Here is a 19,801-nt window from a genome sequence, read left to right on the forward strand (position 1 = left end):
AGACTTATGAGACAAGTTAGAGTAGCTGCCATTCAGATGCAGTGTCAGTCTGAGGTGGCTGAAAATCTTAAAACAGCAGAGCGCTTGGTGCGTGAGGCGGCTGGTCAGGGAGCTAATGTCATCCTCTTGCCAGAATTGTTTGAGCGTCCTTACTTCTGCCAAGAGCGTGATTATGACTTTTACAGCTTTGCCAAACCTGTTGAGGAGAATGATGCGGTGCGTCATTTTGCGCCTATTGCGCGTGAGTTGGGTGTGGTTTTGCCGATTTCCTTCTATGAGCGTGATGGCAATGTCCTTTATAATTCTATTGCTATTTTGGATGCGGACGGGACTTTGTTGGGCGTTTACCGCAAGATCCATATTCCCGATGACCATTTCTACCAAGAGAAATTCTATTTTACCCCTGGGGACACTGGGTTTACCGTTTGGGAGACCCGTTTTGGTAAGATTGGGATTGGCATTTGTTGGGACCAATGGTTCCCAGAAACCGCGCGTTGTCTAGCCTTGAATGGTGCTGAAATGCTGCTCTACCCGACGGCTATTGGGTCAGAGCCCGTTTTGGACACGGATTCTAGCGGCCACTGGCAACGTGTCATGCAGGGCCACGCCGCAGCCAATATCATGCCAGTCATTGCGGCTAACCGCGTTGGTTTGGAGCGCGTGTCACCAACTGAGGGCAATAATCAGCAGAGTTCAGAGCTTAATTTCTATGGCTCGTCCTTTATTGCCGATGAGACAGGTTTGAAAGTAGCTGAAGCGGACCGAACAAGCGAAACCATTTTACTAGCCGACTTTGACCTTGATAAATGTGTCAAAGAGCGCCTAGATTGGGGCCTTTTCCGAGACCGCAGACCACAAATGTATGGGCGGATTACCAAGTAAAGATATCGCTAAAATTGTTCGTTTAGTAGCAAATAGAAGAGTCAATTCATTCTCCCTAGGGTTGAAGCGGTAGTTATTGCTAATCTTTAATTGCTAAACTCTTATTGATAACGGACCTAGAGCTGTTTTTCTAGGTCCCTTTTTGATAAAATAATAAAAAGGAGTAGAAAGATGAAAATTAAGCAGTATCAAAAACCAGGCCCGTCAAGTGTAGAAGCCATGCGAAAACTAGTGAAAATTTGCCAAGGATATGACAAGACTTTTCGAGAACCGTATTTGTCCAATAATCTGAATTTTGATGTGACAATGCCAGTTTTTTTCTTAGCTTATGAAGACAAGGAATTGTTGGGGTTTTTAGCGGTGTACGCTGACGATACGGAGCCAGAATTGTCCATTTATGTGCGACCAGATGTCCGCAGACAGGGGATTGCTCGAAAACTGTATCAAGCATATAAAAATGCAACAGCTGCTTTTGATTTGCAAACCGAATATTTTGTGACGGAATCGATTTTCATAGAGAAACATCCAGATTTTCTGAAGGCTTGGGGCCTAGAGCCAACAGGGGATGTAGAGATTCTTATGGAAAGACAACGCCAGCCATTTTCCATAGAAAAAAGAGAAGACTGTATGGTGACTTTAGCTAGTATGGACCATGTGGAAGCTATTGCTGATTTCCAGGCTCAGGCTTTTGGTCAGGGAGAAAGCGATGATCGTGTGCGTTACGCGAGGGAAGCAGTGGAGAACCCAGAGCAGCAACTCTATATTGTGATTCGTCACGGTGAAGTGGTGGCCTCTTGTACTGTGGACACGGCGACGGATGAGGACTATCTTTTTGGCTTAGCAGTGGCTGAAGAATGCCGTCATCAAGGTCTAGGCACCTATCTGGTTCAGACCGTTGTAAATGACCGTATACAAAATGGCGATAAGCGAGTCTTCCAGTTAGCAGTTGATGAGGAGAATACACCTGCCAAGTCTCTTTATCAGCATTTAGGTTTTCAAGCTTTGACCGAAATCACTTACCTGTCAGTTTAAGTAAAAAATATCAAAAAAGTTTCAAGAAAGCCTTTTCTTTTTCTGAAATTTTGATATACTAGTACGGTACGTGATGAAATTCACAATTAAAATGTGAGGTAATAAAAGTGGCAGATTACACAGAAAAAGGGAGTCCATTGTTAGCAACTTTGGACAAGAGTATCAAGAAAAAAGCAGAGTTAATTGAAAATTGTTATGGCGCTTATGCAGTTCGAGCTATGTTAGCAACTTTATATCTGACGCTTGGTTATGCCATTTCTGTTTATGTGATGGACAAGCTCAATCATGTCGTTGATGGCATTGGTAAATTTGGCTATGCCATTATGTTTGGTTGGGGCTTGACGATGATTGTCTATATGAATGCAGAACTTGGAACATCCAATATGATGTACATGACTAATGCCATTCATCGAAAGGTGATTCCTACCAAAACGGCCTTGAAAATTCTGTTTTCTTGTATTTTCTTTAATTTTGTTGGTGCTGTCATTGTCTGTTATTTCTTGTCTCTGACGAGTCCTTTCCAAACAGGTCATGTGGACGCCCATAGTGCCATTCTTGAAATGGCAACCCTTAAGTTGAGCAAGACACCGCTGACACAGTTTGTAGAAGGAATTTTTGCCAATATTGTGGTCAATATTTCCGTTTTAGCTGCATTGCGTATGAAGGATGATGCTGGTAAAATCATTGCAACGATTTTCATCATTTTCATCTTCGCCTTTCTTGGTTATGAACACGTTATTGCTAATTTCTCTACATTTTCATTAGCTTATTTTGTCAATGGAGGCCCTGTTGAGGGGATGACACTAGCCTCTGTACTGTCTAATTTCCTTTTCTCAGGTCTTGGAAATTATGTCGGTGGTGGTGTAGTGATGGGAGTTACCTATAGTTGGCTCAATCAAAAAAGTAGTTTATACTTAGATTAAAGTTCCTAACGAGATTCCTTGTGAGTCTCGTTTTTCTATCATTTTATGGTATAATAAGGAGGACTTTATAAAGGAAGAATGCTATGAATATTCAACAATTACGCTATGTTGTAGCGATTGCCAATAGTGGAACTTTTCGTGAGGCAGCTGAAAAAATGTTTGTTTCTCAACCAAGTCTTTCTATTTCAGTTCGTGATTTGGAAAAAGAATTAGGTTTTAAAATTTTTAGTCGAACAAGTTCAGGAACTTTTTTGACGCGCCGTGGTATGGAATTTTACGAAAAAGCACAGCAGTTGGTCAAAGGATTTGATAGCTTTGAACATCTTTATTTGCAACCTGAAGAGGAAAGACCAGAGTTTTCCATCTCTAGCCAGCATTATGATTTTTTGCCACCATTGATTACAGAGTTTTCACAGAATTTTCCTGAATACCGTAATTTCCGTATTTTTGAATCCACAACGGTGCAAATTTTGGATGAAGTCGCACAAGGGCACAGTGAGTTAGGAATCATTTACCTCAATCCACGCAATACCAAAGGGATTATGCAAAAGTTGAGTAAGTTGCATCTGGATGTGGTGGAGATGATTCATTTTCAAACTCACATTTATATCCGTAAGGGGCATCCATTAGCTAGTCATAAAGAGATTAAGTTGGATGATTTAAAGGGCTTACCGACTGTTCGTTTTACTCAAGAAAAGGAAGAGTACCTTTATTATTCTGAAAACTTCTTTGATACATCGGATTCGTCAGTGACCTATGATGTGACAGACCGGGCGACTTTAAATGGTATCTTGGAGCGGACGGATGCTTACGCGACTGGTTCAGGTTTCTTAGATAGCGAGAGTGTGCATGGGATTACGGTTATTCCTTTAGTCGATGAGTTGGAAAATCGGATGGTCTATGTCAAGCGAGAAGAAACAGACTTGAGTCAGTGTGCACAAGATTTTGTAGCTTCTATGCAGGCCTATTTTGATAAGAAGAAGGGATAAGATGAGAAAAATTACTTTTCCAGTTTTGATGGCAGGTTTAATTGGCCTGGATCAGCTGGTAAAATGGTGGACGGTAAGTAATATTGAGCTAGATACCAGTCGAGAATGGATTTCAGGTTTTATGAGTTTGGCTTATTTGCGAAATTACGGTGCTGCCTATTCTATGCTGCAACATCAGCAGTGGCTCTTTACCATTATTACCATTGTCGTCATGACAGGTGCGATTTGGTATTTTGTGAAAAATATCAGGGGCAGTTTGTGGCAGTTATTTGCTCTGTCCTTGATCATTGCGGGTGGTCTTGGAAATTTCATTGATCGCTTGAGACTTGGATATGTGGTGGATATGTTCCGCACGGAATTTATTGATTTCCCAGTTTTTAACGTAGCAGATGCCTGCTTGACGGTTGGTGTGGCACTATTATTTATTTGTATATTGCGAGAGGAGGAATATGGAAGTAAGAATTAAACAAGGTGGAGTTCGTTTGGACAAGGCTTTGGCGGATGAGACAGAATTATCACGCGCCCTTGCCAATGAACAGATCAAACTTGGTCAGGTTTTGGTAAATGGTCAAGTCAAAAAAGCCAAGTACAGTGTGCAAGAAGGCGATGTGATTACCTATCAAGTACCAGAAGTAGTAGAGATAGAGTACCTGCCAGAAGACTTGCCTCTTGACATCATCTATCAGGATGCGGATGTTGCTGTGGTCAATAAGGCGCAGGGCATGGTGGTTCACCCATCAGCAGGTCACCCATCAGGAACCTTGGTCAATGCTTTGCTTTATCATGTTAAGGACTTATCAGGTATCAACGGTGTCATGCGTCCAGGTATTGTGCATCGGATTGATAAGGATACCTCAGGCTTGCTCATGATCGCCAAAAGTGATGAGGCACATACTAAGTTGGCGGAAGAATTAAAAGCGAAAAAGTCTCTTCGTAAGTATGTAGCTATCGTTCATGGAAATCTACCAAATGACCGCGGTGTGATTGAGGCGCCTATCGGTCGTTCAGACAAGGAGCGTAAGAAACAGGCAGTCACTGCAAAAGGCAAAGAAGCAGTTACTCGCTTCCAAGTTTTGGAACGCTTTGGAGATTATACCTTGGTTGAGTTGACTTTGGAAACGGGGCGGACGCACCAGATTCGTGTCCACATGGCTTATATCGGTCATCCAGTGGCTGGCGATGAGGTTTACGGTCCACGCAAAACCTTGAAAGGACATGGTCAATTTCTCCATGCGCAGACGCTTGGATTCACGCATCCAAGAACTGGTGAACTGGTAACTTTTACTGCTCCAGCGCCAGCTATTTTCCAAGAAACCTTAGAAAAATTACGTCAATAAATAGAAGTTGGGACAGATGTGCCCAGCTTTTTTGCTATAGTGAAACAGAGGGTGTTCCACCTACCAAGGCATTTCTGCCAGTTCAAGCTAGATATCCGCCTAAAGACTGAGGTGCTTGTCCTATAGCTATGATACAATGAAATTATGAAAAAAGTAAGTATCTTAAAATCCGAAGAAAAATTAAAGAAAATTCGTCTAGTTGTGAAAATAATTGGCTGGGTGATGCTGCTTTTGACGACCTTACTGGTCTTGCATCTCTTTTTCCAAGGGTACTTGACGGATGCTAAAAAATTGCAAGCAGTTGTCAGCAGAGCAGGGATTTTGGGGCCATTGCTCTTTTTAGCGGTGCAAATTGTCCAAGTAGCCATTCCCATTTTACCAGGAGGTGTGACAACCTTAGCTGGCGTCATGATTTTTGGTAATTTTTGGGGCTTCGTCTGGAATTACATTGGTATCTGTATCGGTTCTATTTTAGGATTTCACATTGCAAAGGTCTTTGGTCGACCAATTTTACATGCTTTTTTCAAACCAGAAACTGTTGCAAGCTATGAAAAACATACCAATACAGAGAGCAACTTTACCAAGTATTTTGCTTGGGCGATTTTTCTACCCATAGCGCCAGATGACCTGCTGTGCTATATAGCTGGGACGACTAGTATGAGCTACAAGACCTTTACGTGGATTATTTTACTTGGAAAACCTGCTTCACTCTTAATTTATAGTCTGGGTTTGACCTCGCTATTGAAACATTTTTTAGGAATTGGCTAAGATGAAAACATTGTCATCTTGCTCAAAGAGCCCCTTCATGCTATACTATAACCTGTATTATTTATTTAAGGAGATGACATGGAACATTTACCAAATTGTCCAAAATGCCAATCAGAATATGTATATGAAGATGGCGCCCTCTTTGTTTGCCCAGAGTGTGCCTATGAATGGAACCCAGCTGAGGTCGTTGAAGAAGAAGGTGTCGTTGCCATTGACGCTAATGGAAACCGCTTGGCTGATGGTGACACGGTAACACTTATCAAGGATTTGAAAGTAAAAGGTGCACCTAAAGACTTGAAACAAGGTACGCGTGTGAAAAACATCCGTATCGTAGAAGGCGACCACAACATTGATTGTAAAATTGATGGATTCGGTGCTATGAAACTCAAGTCTGAGTTTGTTAAGAAAATTTAAGTTGAAGAGGCTTCGCCTCTTTCTTTTTAAGGAGAAATACTATGAAATTCAAACTATTATTTCTGTCGAGATGTCTTTTGGCATTTTTGGCAGCATTAGGAACGTCGTTGGAAATTGCGAAGCACGGTATCGGCATGCTCATGTACTATACCGTTCAGTCTAATCTTTTGGTATCCATTTTTGCCCTATATATGGTTTACGCTATGTGGCAGAAAAGGGATTTGCAGTCACCGAATTTTTTACGCTTGAAGGCAGCGGTGACCATGTCTATTATGATTACCTTTGTGATCTATCATTTGTTGTTGGCACCGATTGCGACTGATTTTTGGCGTGTGGAAAATATCCTCTGCCACTATATCGTTCCTCTTTACTTTTTTGCGGATACCCTTTTTGTCGATAAACAAAAACAATACAAGTGGTTTGACCCTTGTTGGTGGACAGCACTGCCCTTGTTTTACATGGCTTTTGGCTTGATCAATGGGCTCTTTATCAAAATTCCAATTCCAGATGCCAAAGATAGTCCCTTTGCCTATTTCTTCCTGAATGTGACCAAGTATGGCTGGAAATATGTATTAACCTACGCTGGAAGTATCTTTGTGGTGTATCTCTTAGCAGGTTTTGCCTTGCTAGGCCTCAAATCAATTTCTTTTAAGAACATACAAAAATGAGAGCCAGAGACGCTCTCATTTATTATGGCGTGGAGAAGATAACCGCAAAGGTTAGGAAGAAGGAAAGTAGAAATAAGATGCTAAAGAATGCTAATAATTTCCTACCTGTTACTATAGATAGAATGAGGCAGGCAGCTCCATAGACTGGTAGAATCCTAGTGACAACTGTTAGAAACCAGTCCCAGTTTTGTTGAGAAAAGAGGCTATTGGGAAAGAAGATAGCAGATAGCCAGATAATGAGACCGAGTCCAATTAGATAATTGGCATAGTCTTGACCAAGTTTTCTGATGTTTTGCATACTGTAACCTCCTATAGAGTCCTTTTTCTTCAGTATAGTAAAAGTCAAATGGGATGTCAAATTATTATCTAGAGCAAAATCCGAATATTTTTCTTATTTTTAGGAAAATATTTGTCATGGCAGAAAACTTCTGCTATACTATAGTCAATAAAATCCTTTAAGAGCTGTCCCGTGAGACAGGCAAGGAGTATCCTGTGGAATAGGGAGACTTTTTCGTCTGCCTAGATTTTGCTGAAATCTCCTTGAAAAGGGAGATTTTTTTCTTGCTTTGCAGGAGAAGTGGAGGAGCAGATGAAAACAAAGGAAATTGTCGACGAAATGACAATGAAGCGCGCCATTACTCGCATTACTTACGAGATTATTGAGCGTAATAAACAGCTAGACAATATTGTGTTAGCAGGAATCAAGACACGAGGTGTCTACATCGCTCGCCGTATTCAAGAACGGCTCAAGCAATTAGAAGGCATTGATGTTCCGATTGGTGAACTGGATACCAAGCCTTTCCGTGATGATATCAAGGTTGAAGAAGATACAACGCTGATGGAAGCGGATGTCAATGACCGAGATGTGATCCTTGTAGATGATGTACTCTATACTGGACGGACCATTCGAGCGGCCATTGATAATGTGGTTTCGCTTGGGCGACCTGCGCGTGTGAATTTAGCGGTTCTTGTGGATCGTGGTCACCGTGAGTTGCCGATTCGAGCAGACTATGTTGGGAAAAACATTCCAACCAGTCGTTTGGAAGAAATCGTGGTTCACGTTGCTGAGGTAGATGGACAAGATCAAGTCCTTCTAGTAGAAGCAGCACAGTAAAAACAGTTCATTTTCATCAATAAAAAGGGTAGGTATTCATCATGACAGTTACGAATGGTAAAGTTTCACTCAAGCACTTGGTTACAATGGAAACACTCTCCAATGAGGAGGTTCTAGGTTTAATTCAACGTGGATTGCAATTCAAACGTGGTCAAGCTGATTTCAAAACAGACAGACAGTACTTTGCTTCCAATCTCTTCTTTGAAAATTCAACTCGTACACACAAGTCATTTGAAATGGCTGAGTTGAAATTGGGGATGGGGATGATTGACTTCGATGCCAAAACTAGTTCAGTCAATAAGGGTGAAACCCTCTACGATACCATTTTGACCATGAGCGCACTCGGTGTAGATATCTGTGTGGTACGTCACCCGGATGTAGACTACTACAAGCAGTTGATTGATAGCCCAACCATTCAGACTTCTATTGTCAATGGTGGTGATGGTTCTGGTCAGCACCCGAGCCAATCCTTGTTGGACTTGATGACGATCTATGAAGAATTTGGTGGATTTGAAGGGTTAAAAGTAGTCATTGCTGGCGATATTACCCATTCGCGCGTGGCTAAGTCCAACATGCAGATTCTCAAACGTCTTGGAGCAGAGATTTACTTTGCAGGTCCATGCCAATGGTATTCTGAGGAATTCGATGTTTACGGCCAACACATTGCCATTGATGATATGATTGAGGAAGTGGACGTGATGATGCTCCTGCGTGTGCAACATGAGCGCCATGATGGAAATGAAAGTTTTTCAAAAGAAGAATACAATAGTCGCTATGGCTTGACAGATGCTCGTTATAAACGCTTGAAAGATAGTGCCATTGTCATGCACCCTGCACCGGTTAATCGTGATGTGGAGATTGATGACCACTTGGTGGAAGCTCCTAAATCTCGGATTGTTCGTCAGATGACAAACGGTGTCTTTGTCCGTATGGCCATTCTGGAAGCGGTTTTGAACGGAAAAGCCTAGCACATTCAACGTTAAAGAACTCCAGAGAGGGTTTACGAAAGGAAATACATGACCAAACGATTATTGATTTTAGAAGATGGGACCATTTTTGAAGGGCAGGCCTTCGGTGCCGATATTGATGTGACGGGTGAAATCGTCTTTAATACGGGTATGACAGGCTACCAAGAATCGATTACGGACCAGTCTTATAATGGCCAGATTCTAACCTTTACCTACCCTCTGATTGGGAATTATGGTATCAACCGTGATGATTATGAGTCGATCAAGCCGACTTGTAAGGGTGTGGTCGTTGCTGAGAATGCGCGTCGCGCGAGCAATTGGCGCAATCAGATATCCTTAGATGAATTTCTCAAAGCCAAAAATATTCCAGGGATTTCAGGAATTGATACGCGGGCACTCACTAAAATCATCCGTCAGTACGGTACCATGAAAGCAACCTTGGCAGATGAGGGAGATAGTTTGGAGCACTTGAGCGATCAGCTCCGTGCGACGGTTCTTCCAACCAATAATATTGAACAAGTTTCGACAAAAACAGCCTATCCAGCACCAGGTGTGGGGAAAAACATTGTCTTGGTGGACTTCGGACTCAAGCACTCTATCCTGCGTGAATTTTCGAAGAGAAATTGCAATGTGACGGTGGTGCCATTTGATACGACAGCCCAAGAAATCCTCAATCTCAATCCGGATGGTGTCATGTTGTCAAACGGTCCGGGTAATCCAGAAGATGTACCAGAGGCCTTGGACATGATTCGTGGTGTACAAGGCAAGATACCGATTTTTGGTATCTGTATGGGGCACCAACTCTTCAGTTTGGCAAATGGGGCAACCACCTACAAGATGAAGTTTGGACATCGTGGTTTCAACCATGCAGTACGTGAAATTGCGACTAGTCGTGTTGACTTTACCAGTCAGAACCATGGTTATGCAGTTGACCGTGCGACATTGCCAGAGGAATTGATTGTTACCCACGAGGAAATCAATGATAAGTCTGTTGAAGGTGTACGTCACCGTTACTTACCAGCCTTCTCAGTGCAATTCCACCCAGATGCTGCACCTGGTCCACATGATGCTTCTTATCTCTTTGATGAATTTTTGGAAATGATCGACGCTTTTCAATTAGAAAAGATGAACAACTAAATACTCAGCTTAATCAGAGACATAGACTAACAAAAGCACTGACCAAGACTTTCACTTGCTAAAGCAATTTGTTAGTTGCTGCAAAGCTCGATTGAGCCTTTGCTAACTCATACACTAGATAGTTATAGTGAAAAATATCGTTTCGCTATAACTATCGTCGGAGATTTATTTAATGCCATGCAGAGACATGGCGAATAGAAAGGAGTGGATACAAGTTCAAGTAACATTCAGTTAGTTTGTCTATTTGAACACAGGCTAAAATCCTAGTAAAAAAGATAGATTTCCTCGTGTCATCGACACAGCGTCAATCTCCTATTTTTATATGGATTTTTTAACGCCTTTTGTATCATAATATTATGCCCAAACGTTCTGATATTAAGAAAATTATGGTGATTGGGTCTGGTCCGATTATTATTGGTCAGGCTGCTGAATTTGATTACGCTGGGACACAAGCTTGCCTTGCTTTGAAAGAGGAAGGATACAGTGTTGTTCTTGTAAATTCAAACCCAGCAACCATCATGACCGATAAAGAAATTGCGGATAAGGTTTATATTGAACCCATTACCATTGAGTTCGTGACACGTATTTTACGGAAAGAGCGGCCTGATGCTCTTCTTCCAACGCTTGGTGGTCAAACTGGTTTGAATATGGCCATGGAATTGTCTAAAGCTGGCATTCTTGATGAGTTAGGTGTTGAACTCCTAGGAACAAAATTATCAGCTATTGATCAAGCCGAGGATCGAGACCTCTTCAAGCAACTCATGGAAGAGCTTGAGCAACCTATTCCAGAATCTGAAATTGTCAACACCGTTGAAGAAGCGGTGGCTTTTGCGGCAAGTATTGGCTATCCAGTCATTGTTCGTCCAGCCTTTACCCTTGGTGGTACGGGGGGCGGGATGTGTACCAATGAAGATGAGCTGCGTGAAATTGCTGAAAACGGCCTCAAGTTGTCGCCTGTAACCCAATGTTTGATTGAGCGGTCTATCGCTGGTTTCAAGGAAATTGAGTACGAAGTTATGCGTGATGCAGCCGACAATGCCCTGGTCGTTTGTAACATGGAAAACTTTGACCCAGTTGGGATTCACACAGGTGACTCAATCGTCTTTGCACCAACACAAACCCTTTCCGATATTGAAAACCAAATGCTGCGTGATGCCAGCTTGAAAATTATCCGTGCCCTTAAAATCGAGGGGGGCTGTAATGTTCAGTTGGCTCTTGACCCACACAGTTTCAAATACTATGTTATCGAGGTAAATCCACGCGTGTCTCGTTCATCAGCCCTTGCTTCCAAAGCAACAGGTTATCCTATTGCTAAGTTGGCTGCCAAAATCGCTGTTGGTTTGACCTTGGATGAAATGATTAACCCTGTTACTGGTACAACATTTGCTATGTTTGAGCCAGCCCTTGACTATGTGGTTGCCAAAATTCCTCGCTTTCCATTTGATAAATTTGAACATGGTGAACGCCGTCTTGGAACACAGATGAAGGCGACTGGGGAAGTTATGGCTATCGGTCGTAACATTGAAGAAAGTCTTCTCAAGGCTTGCCGTTCCCTTGAAATCGGTGTTCATCACAATGAGATGCCTGAACTGGTTGAGCTAACAGATGATGCTCTTGTTGCTAAAATTGTCAAGGCTCAAGATGATCGCCTCTTCTATCTATCAGAAGCTATTCGGCGAGGGTTTACTATTGAAGAATTGGCTGAGCTGACTAAGATCGACATTTTCTTCTTGGACAAATTACTGCATATCTTTGAAATTGAGCAAGATTTAGCTGGTCATCCAAAAGATGCTTGGTCTCTTAAACAAGCTAAGCGCAATGGCTTTTCAGACCAGAAAATTGCAGAGCTCTGGCAGACGACAACGAAAGAAGTTCGTGTCTTCCGTCATGCTCATAAAATTTTACCAGTCTACAAAATGGTAGATACCTGCGCGGCTGAATTTGAATCAGCAACACCCTATTTCTATTCAACTTACGAATGGGAAAATGAATCCATCAAATCTGATAAGGAATCAGTCATCGTGCTTGGTTCTGGTCCCATCCGTATCGGACAAGGAGTGGAATTTGACTACGCAACGGTTCATTCGGTGAAAGCCATCCAAGCTGCTGGTTACGAAGCCATCATCATGAATTCAAATCCTGAGACAGTTTCAACGGACTTCTCGGTGTCTGATAAACTCTACTTTGAACCACTAACCTTTGAAGATGTCATGAATGTTATTGAATTGGAACAACCAAAAGGTGTGGTCGTCCAATTTGGTGGACAGACAGCAATCAACTTGGCTGAAAGTTTGTCAAATGCAGGTGTCCCAATCTTAGGTACACAGGTGGCTGACCTTGACCGCGCTGAAGACAGAGACCTCTTTGAACAATCCCTTAAAGAATTGGATATTCCACAACCACCGGGTTATACAGCAACTAATGAAGAAGAAGCGGTTGAAGCGGCTCGTAAGGTTGGTTTCCCAGTGCTTGTTCGTCCGTCATACGTGCTTGGCGGTCGTGCCATGGAAATCGTGGAGAATGAAGAAGACCTTCGCTCTTATATGCGCACCGCTGTTAAGGCAAGCCCAGATCACCCGGTCTTGGTTGACTCTTACATTGTTGGTCGCGAGTGTGAAGTAGATGCTATTTCAGATGGCAAGGATGTTCTGATTTCGGGCATAATGGAACATATCGAACGTGCTGGTGTGCACTCAGGTGACTCCATGGCTGTCTACCCACCGCAAGGTTTGTCTCAAAAGGTGAAGGATACCATTGCAGACTACACTAAACGCTTGGCAATCGGACTGAACTGTATCGGTATGATGAATATCCAGTTTGTCATTAAGGATGAAGTGGTCTATGTGATTGAGGTGAATCCACGAGCCAGCCGTACAGTCCCCTTCCTTTCTAAGGTTACTAATATCCCAATGGCTCAAGTTGCGACGAAGTTGATTTTGGGTGAAACTTTGGCTGAACAAGGTTACGAAGATGGTCTTTATCCAGAAAGTAACTTGGTTCATGTCAAGGCGCCGGTCTTCTCCTTTACTAAATTAGCCAAGGTTGATAGTCTTTTGGGACCTGAAATGAAATCAACAGGGGAGGTGATGGGAACCGATACGACTCTTGAAAAGGCGCTTTATAAAGCCTTTGAAGCTACCTATTTCCATATGCCGGAATTTGGAAATGTTGTCTTTACGATTGCAGATGATACTAAGGAAGAGGCATTAGCTCTAGCTAAACGCTTCGATACCATTGGCTATGCAATCTTTGCTACAGCTGGAACAGCAAGATTCTTCGCAGAAAATGGTTTGGAAGCCCATCCGGTTGGGAAAATTGGCGAAGGTGAAAATGATATTCCAGGCCTTGTCCGTAGCGGTCAAGTACAGGCTATTGTCAACACAGTCGGTACCAAAAGAACAGCCGATACGGATGGACAAATCATTCGAAGCTCAGCCATTGAGCAAGGTGTGCCACTTTTTACAGCGCTCGATACTGCTGAAGCCATGGTGCGTGTGCTGGAAGGGCGTAGCTTCACAACTCAGGCTATCTAAGATAGTCAATAGAAACCCCATTAAAACGAGTCTAATCAGGCTCGTTTTTTGTCTTTGCCAAATCTCTGAAAAATTTTTGTATCTGTGTTAGAATAAAGGAAGAATTAACGGAAATAAAGGAGAAAAAATGAATTCTGTAGCTCGTTTAATTGAAGCATTTGTCCCTGAAAACTACAATCTTTTCTTGGATTTAAGTCGTGCAGACAAGACTTTTTCAGGTTTGGTGAAAATTTCTGGTCAAGCCTTGAAGGAAACTGTAGCTCTTCACCAACGTGATTTGGAGGTTTCTGCTGTTAAGGTTGCTGGTCAAGAAGTGCCTTTCCAAGTGGACAATGAGTTGGAAACCGTCAGCTTTGAAGTAGCTTATCTTGGTGAAACTGTTCTCGAAGTTGCCTTTTCAGGTAAAATCACTGACAACATGGATGGTATTTATCCGTCATACTATACACTCAATGGTGAGAAGAAGGAGCTCTTGGGGACTCAGTTTGAAAGTCACTTTGCACGCCAAGCTTTCCCGTCAATCGATGAACCAGAAGCAAAAGCAACCTTTGACTTAAGCTTGAAATTTGACCAAGCAGAGGGAGAAATTGCCCTGTCAAACATGCCTGAAATCAATGTAGAAAACCGCAAGGAAACAGGTATCTGGTCATTTGACACGACACCACGCATGTCATCTTATCTCTTGGCCTTTGTCTGCGGAGAATTACAAGGTAAGACAACTCATACTAAAAACGGTACCTTGGTTGGGTCATATTCTACCAAAGCCCATGCCATGGAAAGTCTTGATTTTTCATTGGAAATTGCCGTTAAGTCTATCGAGTTCTACGAAGACTACTTCGGCGTAGCTTACCCAATTCCTCAATCACTTCATGTCGCTTTGCCAGACTTTTCAGCAGGTGCTATGGAAAACTGGGGACTCGTGACCTACCGTGAAGTTTATCTAGTGGTTGATGAGAATTCAACCTTGACGAGCCGTCAACAAGTGGCACTTGTTATTGCCCATGAAGTTGCTCACCAATGGTTTGGTAACTTGGTAACCATGCAGTGGTGGGACGACCTCTGGCTCAATGAATCATTTGCCAACATGATGGAATATGTCTGTGTCAACAGTATCAAGCCTGAATGGGAAATTTTCGATGATTTCCAAATGTCAGGTGTGCCATTGTCTCTCAAACGTGATGCGACAGACGGTGTCCAATCTGTTCACGTAGCGGTTCATCACCCTGATGAAATCAATACGCTCTTTGACCCAGCCATCGTTTATGCGAAGGGAAGCCGTCTCATGCACATGCTCCGTCGATGGTTGAGCGATGCGGACTTTGCCAAAGGTTTGGCTGCTTACTTTGAGAAACACAAGTACGGAAATACAGTCGGTACAGACCTTTGGAATGCTCTCGGTGCAGCTTCTGGTCGTGACGTAGCAGGCTTTATGGATTCATGGTTAGAACAACCTGGTTATCCAGTCCTGACTGTTTCTCTTGAAAATGATACGTTGAAAATCAGCCAAGAGCAGTTCTTCATTGGTGAACACGAGGAAAAAGGTCGTATCTGGCAAGTTCCTCTCAATAGTAACTGGACAGGTCTTCCAGATACCTTGACAAGTGCAAGTTTGGAGATTCCGAACTATAGCCAGTTGGCTGCGCAAAATACAGGTGCACTGCGTTTCAACACAGAAAATACAGCTCACTATATTACCAACTATCAGGGAGAGCTTTACCAAGCAATCGTTGATGAATTAGCTGAATTGGACAAGGTTTCTAAGATGCAAATTGTCTTAGAACGCAATCTCTTGTCACAAAGTGGTCGTGTTTCAGTAGCTAGTCTTTTGGAACTCTTACCGAGCTTGGAAAAAGATACAGAAAATATCGTCATTGTTGCAGTAAACAACATTTTGGGTGCAGTTGAAACAGTGATTGACGAAGATTCAGCAGAAGAAGCAGCCTACAAGGAATTGGTCAAATCAACTCTACGCTATAATTATGAACGCTTAGGATTTGAAAAACGAGAAGGCGAAGCAGAAGAAGATGAAAAATCTCGTCAAACAGTTTGGTCATGGATGATTTATGCTGGTGAGCAGTCAGCCATTGATGCAGCGGCTAAATTGTACCAAGAATACCAAGAAAACTTGTCTAAATTACCAGCTGCTCTTCGTGCTCTAGTTCTCTCTAACCAAGTCAAGAACTTTGAAAGCAAGGAAGTGACAGATCGCTATGTAGAAGAGTACATTGCCACAAATGACGGTAACTACCAACGTCAACTCATGGCAGCCTTGTCAAACACCAAAAATCAAGAAACAGTTGAAGGTCTTTTGGTCAATTGGCAAGACAAATACGTAGTTAAACCGCAAGATTTGTCTATCTGGTATGTAAACTTCCTCCGCCATGACTTTACGCAAGGAACAGTCTGGTCTTGGGCGCAAGAAAACTGGGACTGGATTAAGTCTGCTCTTGGTGGGGACATGAGCTTTGATAAATTTGTCATCTATCCAGCGAATATGTTCAAGACAGCTGAGCGTTTGGCAGAATACAAGGCTTTCTTTGAACCACAATTGTCTGATATGGCAATTAGCAGAAATATCAACATGGGTGTTAAGGAAATTGCGGCGCGTGTTGATTTTATTCAACGAGAAAAAGCAGCTGTTAGCCAAGCACTTTTGAAATAAGTCAAAAAACCAGAGTCAATCTCTGGTTTTTTAAGGCCACTTTTGGTAGACTATTGCAATGGAGGAAGTTTTATGTCAATTATTACAATTGTTTTGGGAAGCCTAGTGACTCTCGAGTTTTTCTATATTTTTTATTTGGAAACTATTGCAACAACATCAGAAGCGACTGGTCGTGTCTTTAAGATGAGTCAAGAAGAGTTGCAACAAAAAAATGTGACGACCTTGTTTAAAAATCAGGGTGTTTACAATCTGTTGATTGGCGTTCTGATTTTAATAGCCATTTATATTTTTCCAAGTGCGACTTGGTTGGGGCTTTTAGTATCCTATGTTATTTTAGTTGCTATTTATGGTGGGATAACAAGTGACAAGATGATTATTTTGAAGCAAGGTGGTCTGGCAATTTTAACCTTGTTAACGCTTTTATTTTAGATTGATTTTCTAGCAAGATGTACTTGCTAGTTTTTTTATTTATATTAAATTAAGAAAAGATAAATGTTTTAAAAAACATGATATTGTAAAGATTTTTGAGAGCTTATTTGTTTGACTTTGTTCTTGTTTAGTGTTAATATACCCAATTAAGTATACTAATTGAAATTAGGGAAATGAACACAAAAGAATTAAAATTTTTACGAAGAGCACAATTGTTAGAATTGATGCTGGAACAGCAAAATGTGATTGAAGAGCAGCAGGCTCGGATCAATGAATTAGAAAAAGAGCTAGAGAATCGTCATTTTGAGAACCAGGTCTCTACCTCCTTGTGCAGACAAAGGCGGTAGACGGATTTGAACCGCTGAGCCCACTTTTACTCAGTTTACCGACAGATGACAACTATCTTCTGACAGTTACTGAAAAGATGAATCGTAAACAAGAAGGAACTCCACCTCAAAATATAAGCGAGAGTAAGATAGAAAAACAAAGAGTCTTACCATTTACAGGACAACTGTGGTGGCCAATACCGCTTTTGTTTGTTGTAGGAATTATTTGTATCTACCTATCTCGTAAGAGTCAGAAAAGAGGTTAAGGTGAGGAATAATCTAAAAAGTCGGTGCTTGTTGCTTATTGGACTTGCCTGCATCTTGGTTTCAATTAGTTGGTTGGTTTGGAATGTGAGGGGAAACTACATTGCCAAGCGGGCTTCAGACCATATTTTATCGCGTTTGACCTTGACTGAAAAACAAGGCTTTCAATTGGAAGAAGACCAGCTGCCTGTTGAGACTATTGACAAGACAAAGTATATGGGCGTTTTGTCTATCCCTACTGAAAATCTCTATCTTCCGATTGCTGCAGATTACAGTTTTGAACAGATGGATAAGACACCAACTCGCTATCTAGGTTCCTATAAGACAGATGATTTGGTCATTTGTGGTCACGATAGCTTTGCTCATTTCTTTGCTTTGCAAAACATTTCTATTGGAAGCAAGTTGACTTTGGAAACTGTAACTGGTGAGAAAATTGACTACGTGGTGACCAACCGTGAAGTGATTGAACCGGCAGCAGTAGACAAGGTTTATAAAGGGGCTGGTCAGGATGATGACTGGGACTTGAGTCTCTTTACTTGTACACAAAGTGGTTTGGCGCGTGTCCTTGTTCGCTGCCAACGGATTTGATAAAACAACAAAACCCACTGGAATTCCAGTGGGTTTTGTTGTTTTATTTGCGGTACAATTTATCTTGTTCGTAGACTGGGTCAAAGGTTACATGAATGCCCAATTTACGGAAGACATTTTTGTCTTCTTCTGGTAAAGTCACTGTTGAGTGGACTTCGCTGCCTTTGAGGTGAGCAAGTTGGTTCATAGCCAGTTGTGCTTCATCGTTGTTCATAGCAGTGATAGCCAATGCCATGAGAATTTCATTTGAATGGAGGCGTGGATTTTTACTGCCAAGGTGCCCAATCTTGAGGTTTTGGATTGGTTTGACATATTCTGGCTCAATCAAGTGAGTTGATTTGTCGATATTTGCCAAGCGTTTAATCGCGTTGATGATGACAGCGGCAGAAGGACCAAAGAGTTCGGAGGTCTTACCTGTTACAATATCTCCATTTGGTAATTCCAAAGCGAGAGCAGGATTACCCGTCACTTCTTCTTTTTCACGAGCTGCAACGGTCACCTTGCGGTCAGCTGGCGTGACGTTGATGTCGTTCATGAGAAGTTTGATTTTCTTAACGGCATTTTCAGAAACACGTTCTGCCTTGAAATCAACAACGGTTTGGTAATAACGGCGAATGATTTCTTGCTTAGAAGCTTCGATAGCAGCTTCATCGTCTACAATGGCAAAGCCTACCATGTTGACACCCATATCTGTTGGAGAAGCGTAAGGTGATTTACCAAGAATACGCTCTAACATGCGTTTCAAGACTGGGAAAATTTCGATGTCACGGTTGTAGTTGACTGTTGTTTTGCCATAGGCGTCCAAATGGAATGGGTCAATCATGTTGACATCGTCCAAGTCAGCAGTCGCAGCTTCATAAGCCAAGTTGACGGGGTGGTGGAGAGGTAAATTCCATACTGGGAAGGTTTCAAATTTGGCATAACCAGATGTGACACCGTTGATTTGATCGTGGTAGAGGTTAGACATACAAGTTGCCAATTTACCTGAACCAGGTCCAGGAGCTGTCACAACAACGAGGTTACGGCTAGTTTTGATGTAGTCATTTTTCCCAAGACCGTTTGGAGAAATGATATTGTCCATATCGGTTGGATAGCCGTCGATTGGATAGTGGAGATAAGAAGCGATACCATTTTTCTCTAATTGCTTACGGAAGGCGTCAGCAGCCGGTTGACCGCTATATTGAGTGATAACAACAGAGCCAACAAAAATATCCAAGTCCTTAAATTTGTCAATCAGACGGAAAACTTCTTGGTCGTAAGAGATGCCGAGGTCACCACGAGACTTAGAATGTTCGATATTGCTAGCATTAATGGCAATGACAATCTCGACTTGCTCTTTTAATTCTTGGAGGAGTTTGATTTTATTGTCTGGCTCATAACCTGGCAATACACGAGCAGCATGGAAATCTTCCAGCATTTTTCCACCAAATTCAAGATAGAGTTTCCCTTCAAATTGGCTGATGCGTTCCAAAATGTGGTCACGTTGCAAGTTCAAATATTTGTCTGAGTCAAATGCGAGTTTTTTAGTCATTGGAAAATAGCTTTCTGTTTTGTTTGAGGCAATTGAAGTAGGAGCTTGAGCTGGGGTATTGTTTTTGTCAAAAATCTCAGGACGTAGTCCCAAAATTTTGCAAATCTTGAAGACTGTATCAGCCTTGGCATTAAGAATACCTCGTTCAAGAATAGATCGCACAGTTGTGTAGGGAATATCATTTTCAATTGAAAACGCTCGAACACTACCATATTTTTCTTCTATCAATTTTTTTA

General features: G+C 42.0%; 19 protein-coding genes. 17 read left to right on the forward strand and 2 right to left on the reverse strand.

Features of this window, described 5'->3' with window-relative positions; genetic code table 11:
* The first annotated feature begins 6 nt into the window (after positions 1-6).
* The 9 genes from aguB to ACHUFA_RS05940 all read left to right on the forward strand — a co-directional run bounded on the left by aguB (position 7) and on the right by ACHUFA_RS05940 (position 7,013).
* Positions 7-882 (forward strand): N-carbamoylputrescine amidase, encoded by an 876-nt coding sequence (gene aguB, locus ACHUFA_RS05900; RefSeq protein ID WP_222349874.1) that lies wholly within the window; start codon positions 7-9, stop codon positions 880-882.
* 171 nt (positions 883-1,053) lie between these two features.
* Entirely contained in the window at positions 1,054-1,914 is an 861-nt protein-coding gene (locus ACHUFA_RS05905) for a GNAT family N-acetyltransferase (protein WP_394405177.1), read from the forward strand.
* Between the two features lie 107 nt (positions 1,915-2,021).
* Entirely contained in the window at positions 2,022-2,837 is an 816-nt protein-coding gene (locus ACHUFA_RS05910) for a formate/nitrite transporter family protein (RefSeq protein ID WP_394405178.1), read from the forward strand.
* An 83-nt stretch (positions 2,838-2,920) separates the two neighbouring features.
* The gene (locus ACHUFA_RS05915; protein WP_222349880.1) at positions 2,921-3,826 is read left to right on the forward strand and encodes a LysR family transcriptional regulator; all 906 of its coding nucleotides are present in this window, start codon (positions 2,921-2,923) and stop codon (positions 3,824-3,826) included.
* 1 nt (position 3,827) lies between these two features.
* The gene (gene lspA, locus ACHUFA_RS05920) at positions 3,828-4,292 is read left to right on the forward strand and encodes a signal peptidase II (protein WP_222349882.1); all 465 of its coding nucleotides are present in this window, start codon (positions 3,828-3,830) and stop codon (positions 4,290-4,292) included.
* Complete coding sequence (locus ACHUFA_RS05925; protein WP_222349884.1) at positions 4,276-5,163, forward strand: RluA family pseudouridine synthase; 888 nt, start codon at positions 4,276-4,278, stop codon at positions 5,161-5,163. The genes lspA and ACHUFA_RS05925 overlap by 17 nt, the downstream gene beginning before the upstream one ends.
* 144 nt (positions 5,164-5,307) lie before the next feature.
* Positions 5,308-5,931, forward strand: a complete 624-nt coding sequence (locus tag ACHUFA_RS05930; protein WP_222349887.1) for a TVP38/TMEM64 family protein — start codon at positions 5,308-5,310, stop codon at positions 5,929-5,931.
* Between the two features lie 78 nt (positions 5,932-6,009).
* Complete coding sequence (locus tag ACHUFA_RS05935; protein WP_394405179.1) at positions 6,010-6,345, forward strand: zinc ribbon domain-containing protein YjdM; 336 nt, start codon at positions 6,010-6,012, stop codon at positions 6,343-6,345.
* A gap of 41 nt (positions 6,346-6,386) precedes the next feature.
* Entirely contained in the window at positions 6,387-7,013 is a 627-nt protein-coding gene (locus ACHUFA_RS05940; RefSeq protein ID WP_394405180.1) for a Pr6Pr family membrane protein, read from the forward strand.
* Between the two features lie 22 nt (positions 7,014-7,035).
* Here ACHUFA_RS05940 and ACHUFA_RS05945 read toward each other — a convergent pair whose 3' ends face one another.
* On the reverse strand, positions 7,036-7,311 hold the full coding sequence (locus ACHUFA_RS05945; RefSeq protein WP_394405181.1) for a hypothetical protein: 276 nt from the start codon (positions 7,309-7,311) through the stop codon (positions 7,036-7,038).
* A 291-nt stretch (positions 7,312-7,602) separates the two neighbouring features.
* Here ACHUFA_RS05945 and pyrR point away from each other — a divergent pair, with 291 nt between their 5' ends.
* The 8 genes from pyrR (at position 7,603) to ACHUFA_RS05985 (ending at position 18,034) form a co-directional block, all read left to right on the forward strand.
* Positions 7,603-8,127, forward strand: a complete 525-nt coding sequence (gene pyrR, locus ACHUFA_RS05950; RefSeq protein WP_222349894.1) for a bifunctional pyr operon transcriptional regulator/uracil phosphoribosyltransferase PyrR — start codon at positions 7,603-7,605, stop codon at positions 8,125-8,127.
* A 41-nt stretch (positions 8,128-8,168) separates the two neighbouring features.
* The gene (locus tag ACHUFA_RS05955) at positions 8,169-9,095 is read left to right on the forward strand and encodes an aspartate carbamoyltransferase catalytic subunit (protein ID WP_222349896.1); all 927 of its coding nucleotides are present in this window, start codon (positions 8,169-8,171) and stop codon (positions 9,093-9,095) included.
* A 48-nt stretch (positions 9,096-9,143) separates the two neighbouring features.
* Complete coding sequence (locus ACHUFA_RS05960; RefSeq protein WP_222349898.1) at positions 9,144-10,232, forward strand: carbamoyl phosphate synthase small subunit; 1,089 nt, start codon at positions 9,144-9,146, stop codon at positions 10,230-10,232.
* A gap of 356 nt (positions 10,233-10,588) precedes the next feature.
* Positions 10,589-13,765, forward strand: a complete 3,177-nt coding sequence (carB, locus tag ACHUFA_RS05965) for a carbamoyl-phosphate synthase large subunit (protein WP_394405182.1) — start codon at positions 10,589-10,591, stop codon at positions 13,763-13,765.
* Positions 13,766-13,892: 127 nt separating this feature from the next.
* A complete protein-coding gene (locus ACHUFA_RS05970; protein WP_222349904.1) occupies positions 13,893-16,427 on the forward strand; it encodes a M1 family metallopeptidase in 2,535 nt (844 codons plus the stop codon).
* A 72-nt stretch (positions 16,428-16,499) separates the two neighbouring features.
* Entirely contained in the window at positions 16,500-16,856 is a 357-nt protein-coding gene (locus ACHUFA_RS05975) for a DUF1304 domain-containing protein (protein WP_222349907.1), read from the forward strand.
* 328 nt (positions 16,857-17,184) lie between these two features.
* Positions 17,185-17,448, forward strand: coding sequence for a hypothetical protein (locus ACHUFA_RS05980; RefSeq protein ID WP_394405183.1), 264 nt, complete (start codon positions 17,185-17,187; stop codon positions 17,446-17,448).
* A 1-nt stretch (position 17,449) separates the two neighbouring features.
* Positions 17,450-18,034 (forward strand): sortase, encoded by a 585-nt coding sequence (locus tag ACHUFA_RS05985; protein WP_222349998.1) that lies wholly within the window; start codon positions 17,450-17,452, stop codon positions 18,032-18,034.
* 43 nt (positions 18,035-18,077) lie between these two features.
* On the opposite strand, the gene ACHUFA_RS05990 is transcribed toward ACHUFA_RS05985, so the two are convergent.
* On the reverse strand, positions 18,078-19,565 hold the full coding sequence (locus tag ACHUFA_RS05990; RefSeq protein WP_222350003.1) for a DUF1846 domain-containing protein: 1,488 nt from the start codon (positions 19,563-19,565) through the stop codon (positions 18,078-18,080).
* Between the last annotated feature and the right edge of the window lie 236 nt (positions 19,566-19,801).

This window comes from Streptococcus hepaticus, from assembly GCF_043656315.1.
GTDB classification, from domain to species: domain Bacteria; phylum Bacillota; class Bacilli; order Lactobacillales; family Streptococcaceae; genus Streptococcus; species Streptococcus hepaticus.

Bases quoted from the DNA above. Each gene is read 5' to 3' on its own strand.
- aguB (WP_222349874.1), top strand. From the start codon at position 7: ATGAGACAAGTTAGAGTAGCTGCCATTCAGATGCAGTGTCAGTCTGAG.
- ACHUFA_RS05905 (WP_394405177.1), top strand. From the start codon at position 1,054: ATGAAAATTAAGCAGTATCAAAAACCAGGCCCGTCAAGTGTAGAAGCC.
- ACHUFA_RS05915 (WP_222349880.1), top strand. From the start codon at position 2,921: ATGAATATTCAACAATTACGCTATGTTGTAGCGATTGCCAATAGTGGA.
- lspA (WP_222349882.1), top strand. From the start codon at position 3,828: ATGAGAAAAATTACTTTTCCAGTTTTGATGGCAGGTTTAATTGGCCTG.
- ACHUFA_RS05925 (WP_222349884.1), top strand. From the start codon at position 4,276: ATGGAAGTAAGAATTAAACAAGGTGGAGTTCGTTTGGACAAGGCTTTG.
- ACHUFA_RS05930 (WP_222349887.1), top strand. From the start codon at position 5,308: ATGAAAAAAGTAAGTATCTTAAAATCCGAAGAAAAATTAAAGAAAATT.
- ACHUFA_RS05935 (WP_394405179.1), top strand. From the start codon at position 6,010: ATGGAACATTTACCAAATTGTCCAAAATGCCAATCAGAATATGTATAT.
- ACHUFA_RS05940 (WP_394405180.1), top strand. From the start codon at position 6,387: ATGAAATTCAAACTATTATTTCTGTCGAGATGTCTTTTGGCATTTTTG.
- ACHUFA_RS05945 (WP_394405181.1), bottom strand. From the start codon at position 7,311: ATGCAAAACATCAGAAAACTTGGTCAAGACTATGCCAATTATCTAATT.
- pyrR (WP_222349894.1), top strand. From the start codon at position 7,603: ATGAAAACAAAGGAAATTGTCGACGAAATGACAATGAAGCGCGCCATT.
- ACHUFA_RS05955 (WP_222349896.1), top strand. From the start codon at position 8,169: ATGACAGTTACGAATGGTAAAGTTTCACTCAAGCACTTGGTTACAATG.
- ACHUFA_RS05960 (WP_222349898.1), top strand. From the start codon at position 9,144: ATGACCAAACGATTATTGATTTTAGAAGATGGGACCATTTTTGAAGGG.
- carB (WP_394405182.1), top strand. From the start codon at position 10,589: ATGCCCAAACGTTCTGATATTAAGAAAATTATGGTGATTGGGTCTGGT.
- ACHUFA_RS05970 (WP_222349904.1), top strand. From the start codon at position 13,893: ATGAATTCTGTAGCTCGTTTAATTGAAGCATTTGTCCCTGAAAACTAC.
- ACHUFA_RS05975 (WP_222349907.1), top strand. From the start codon at position 16,500: ATGTCAATTATTACAATTGTTTTGGGAAGCCTAGTGACTCTCGAGTTT.
- ACHUFA_RS05990 (WP_222350003.1), bottom strand. From the start codon at position 19,565: ATGACTAAAAAACTCGCATTTGACTCAGACAAATATTTGAACTTGCAA.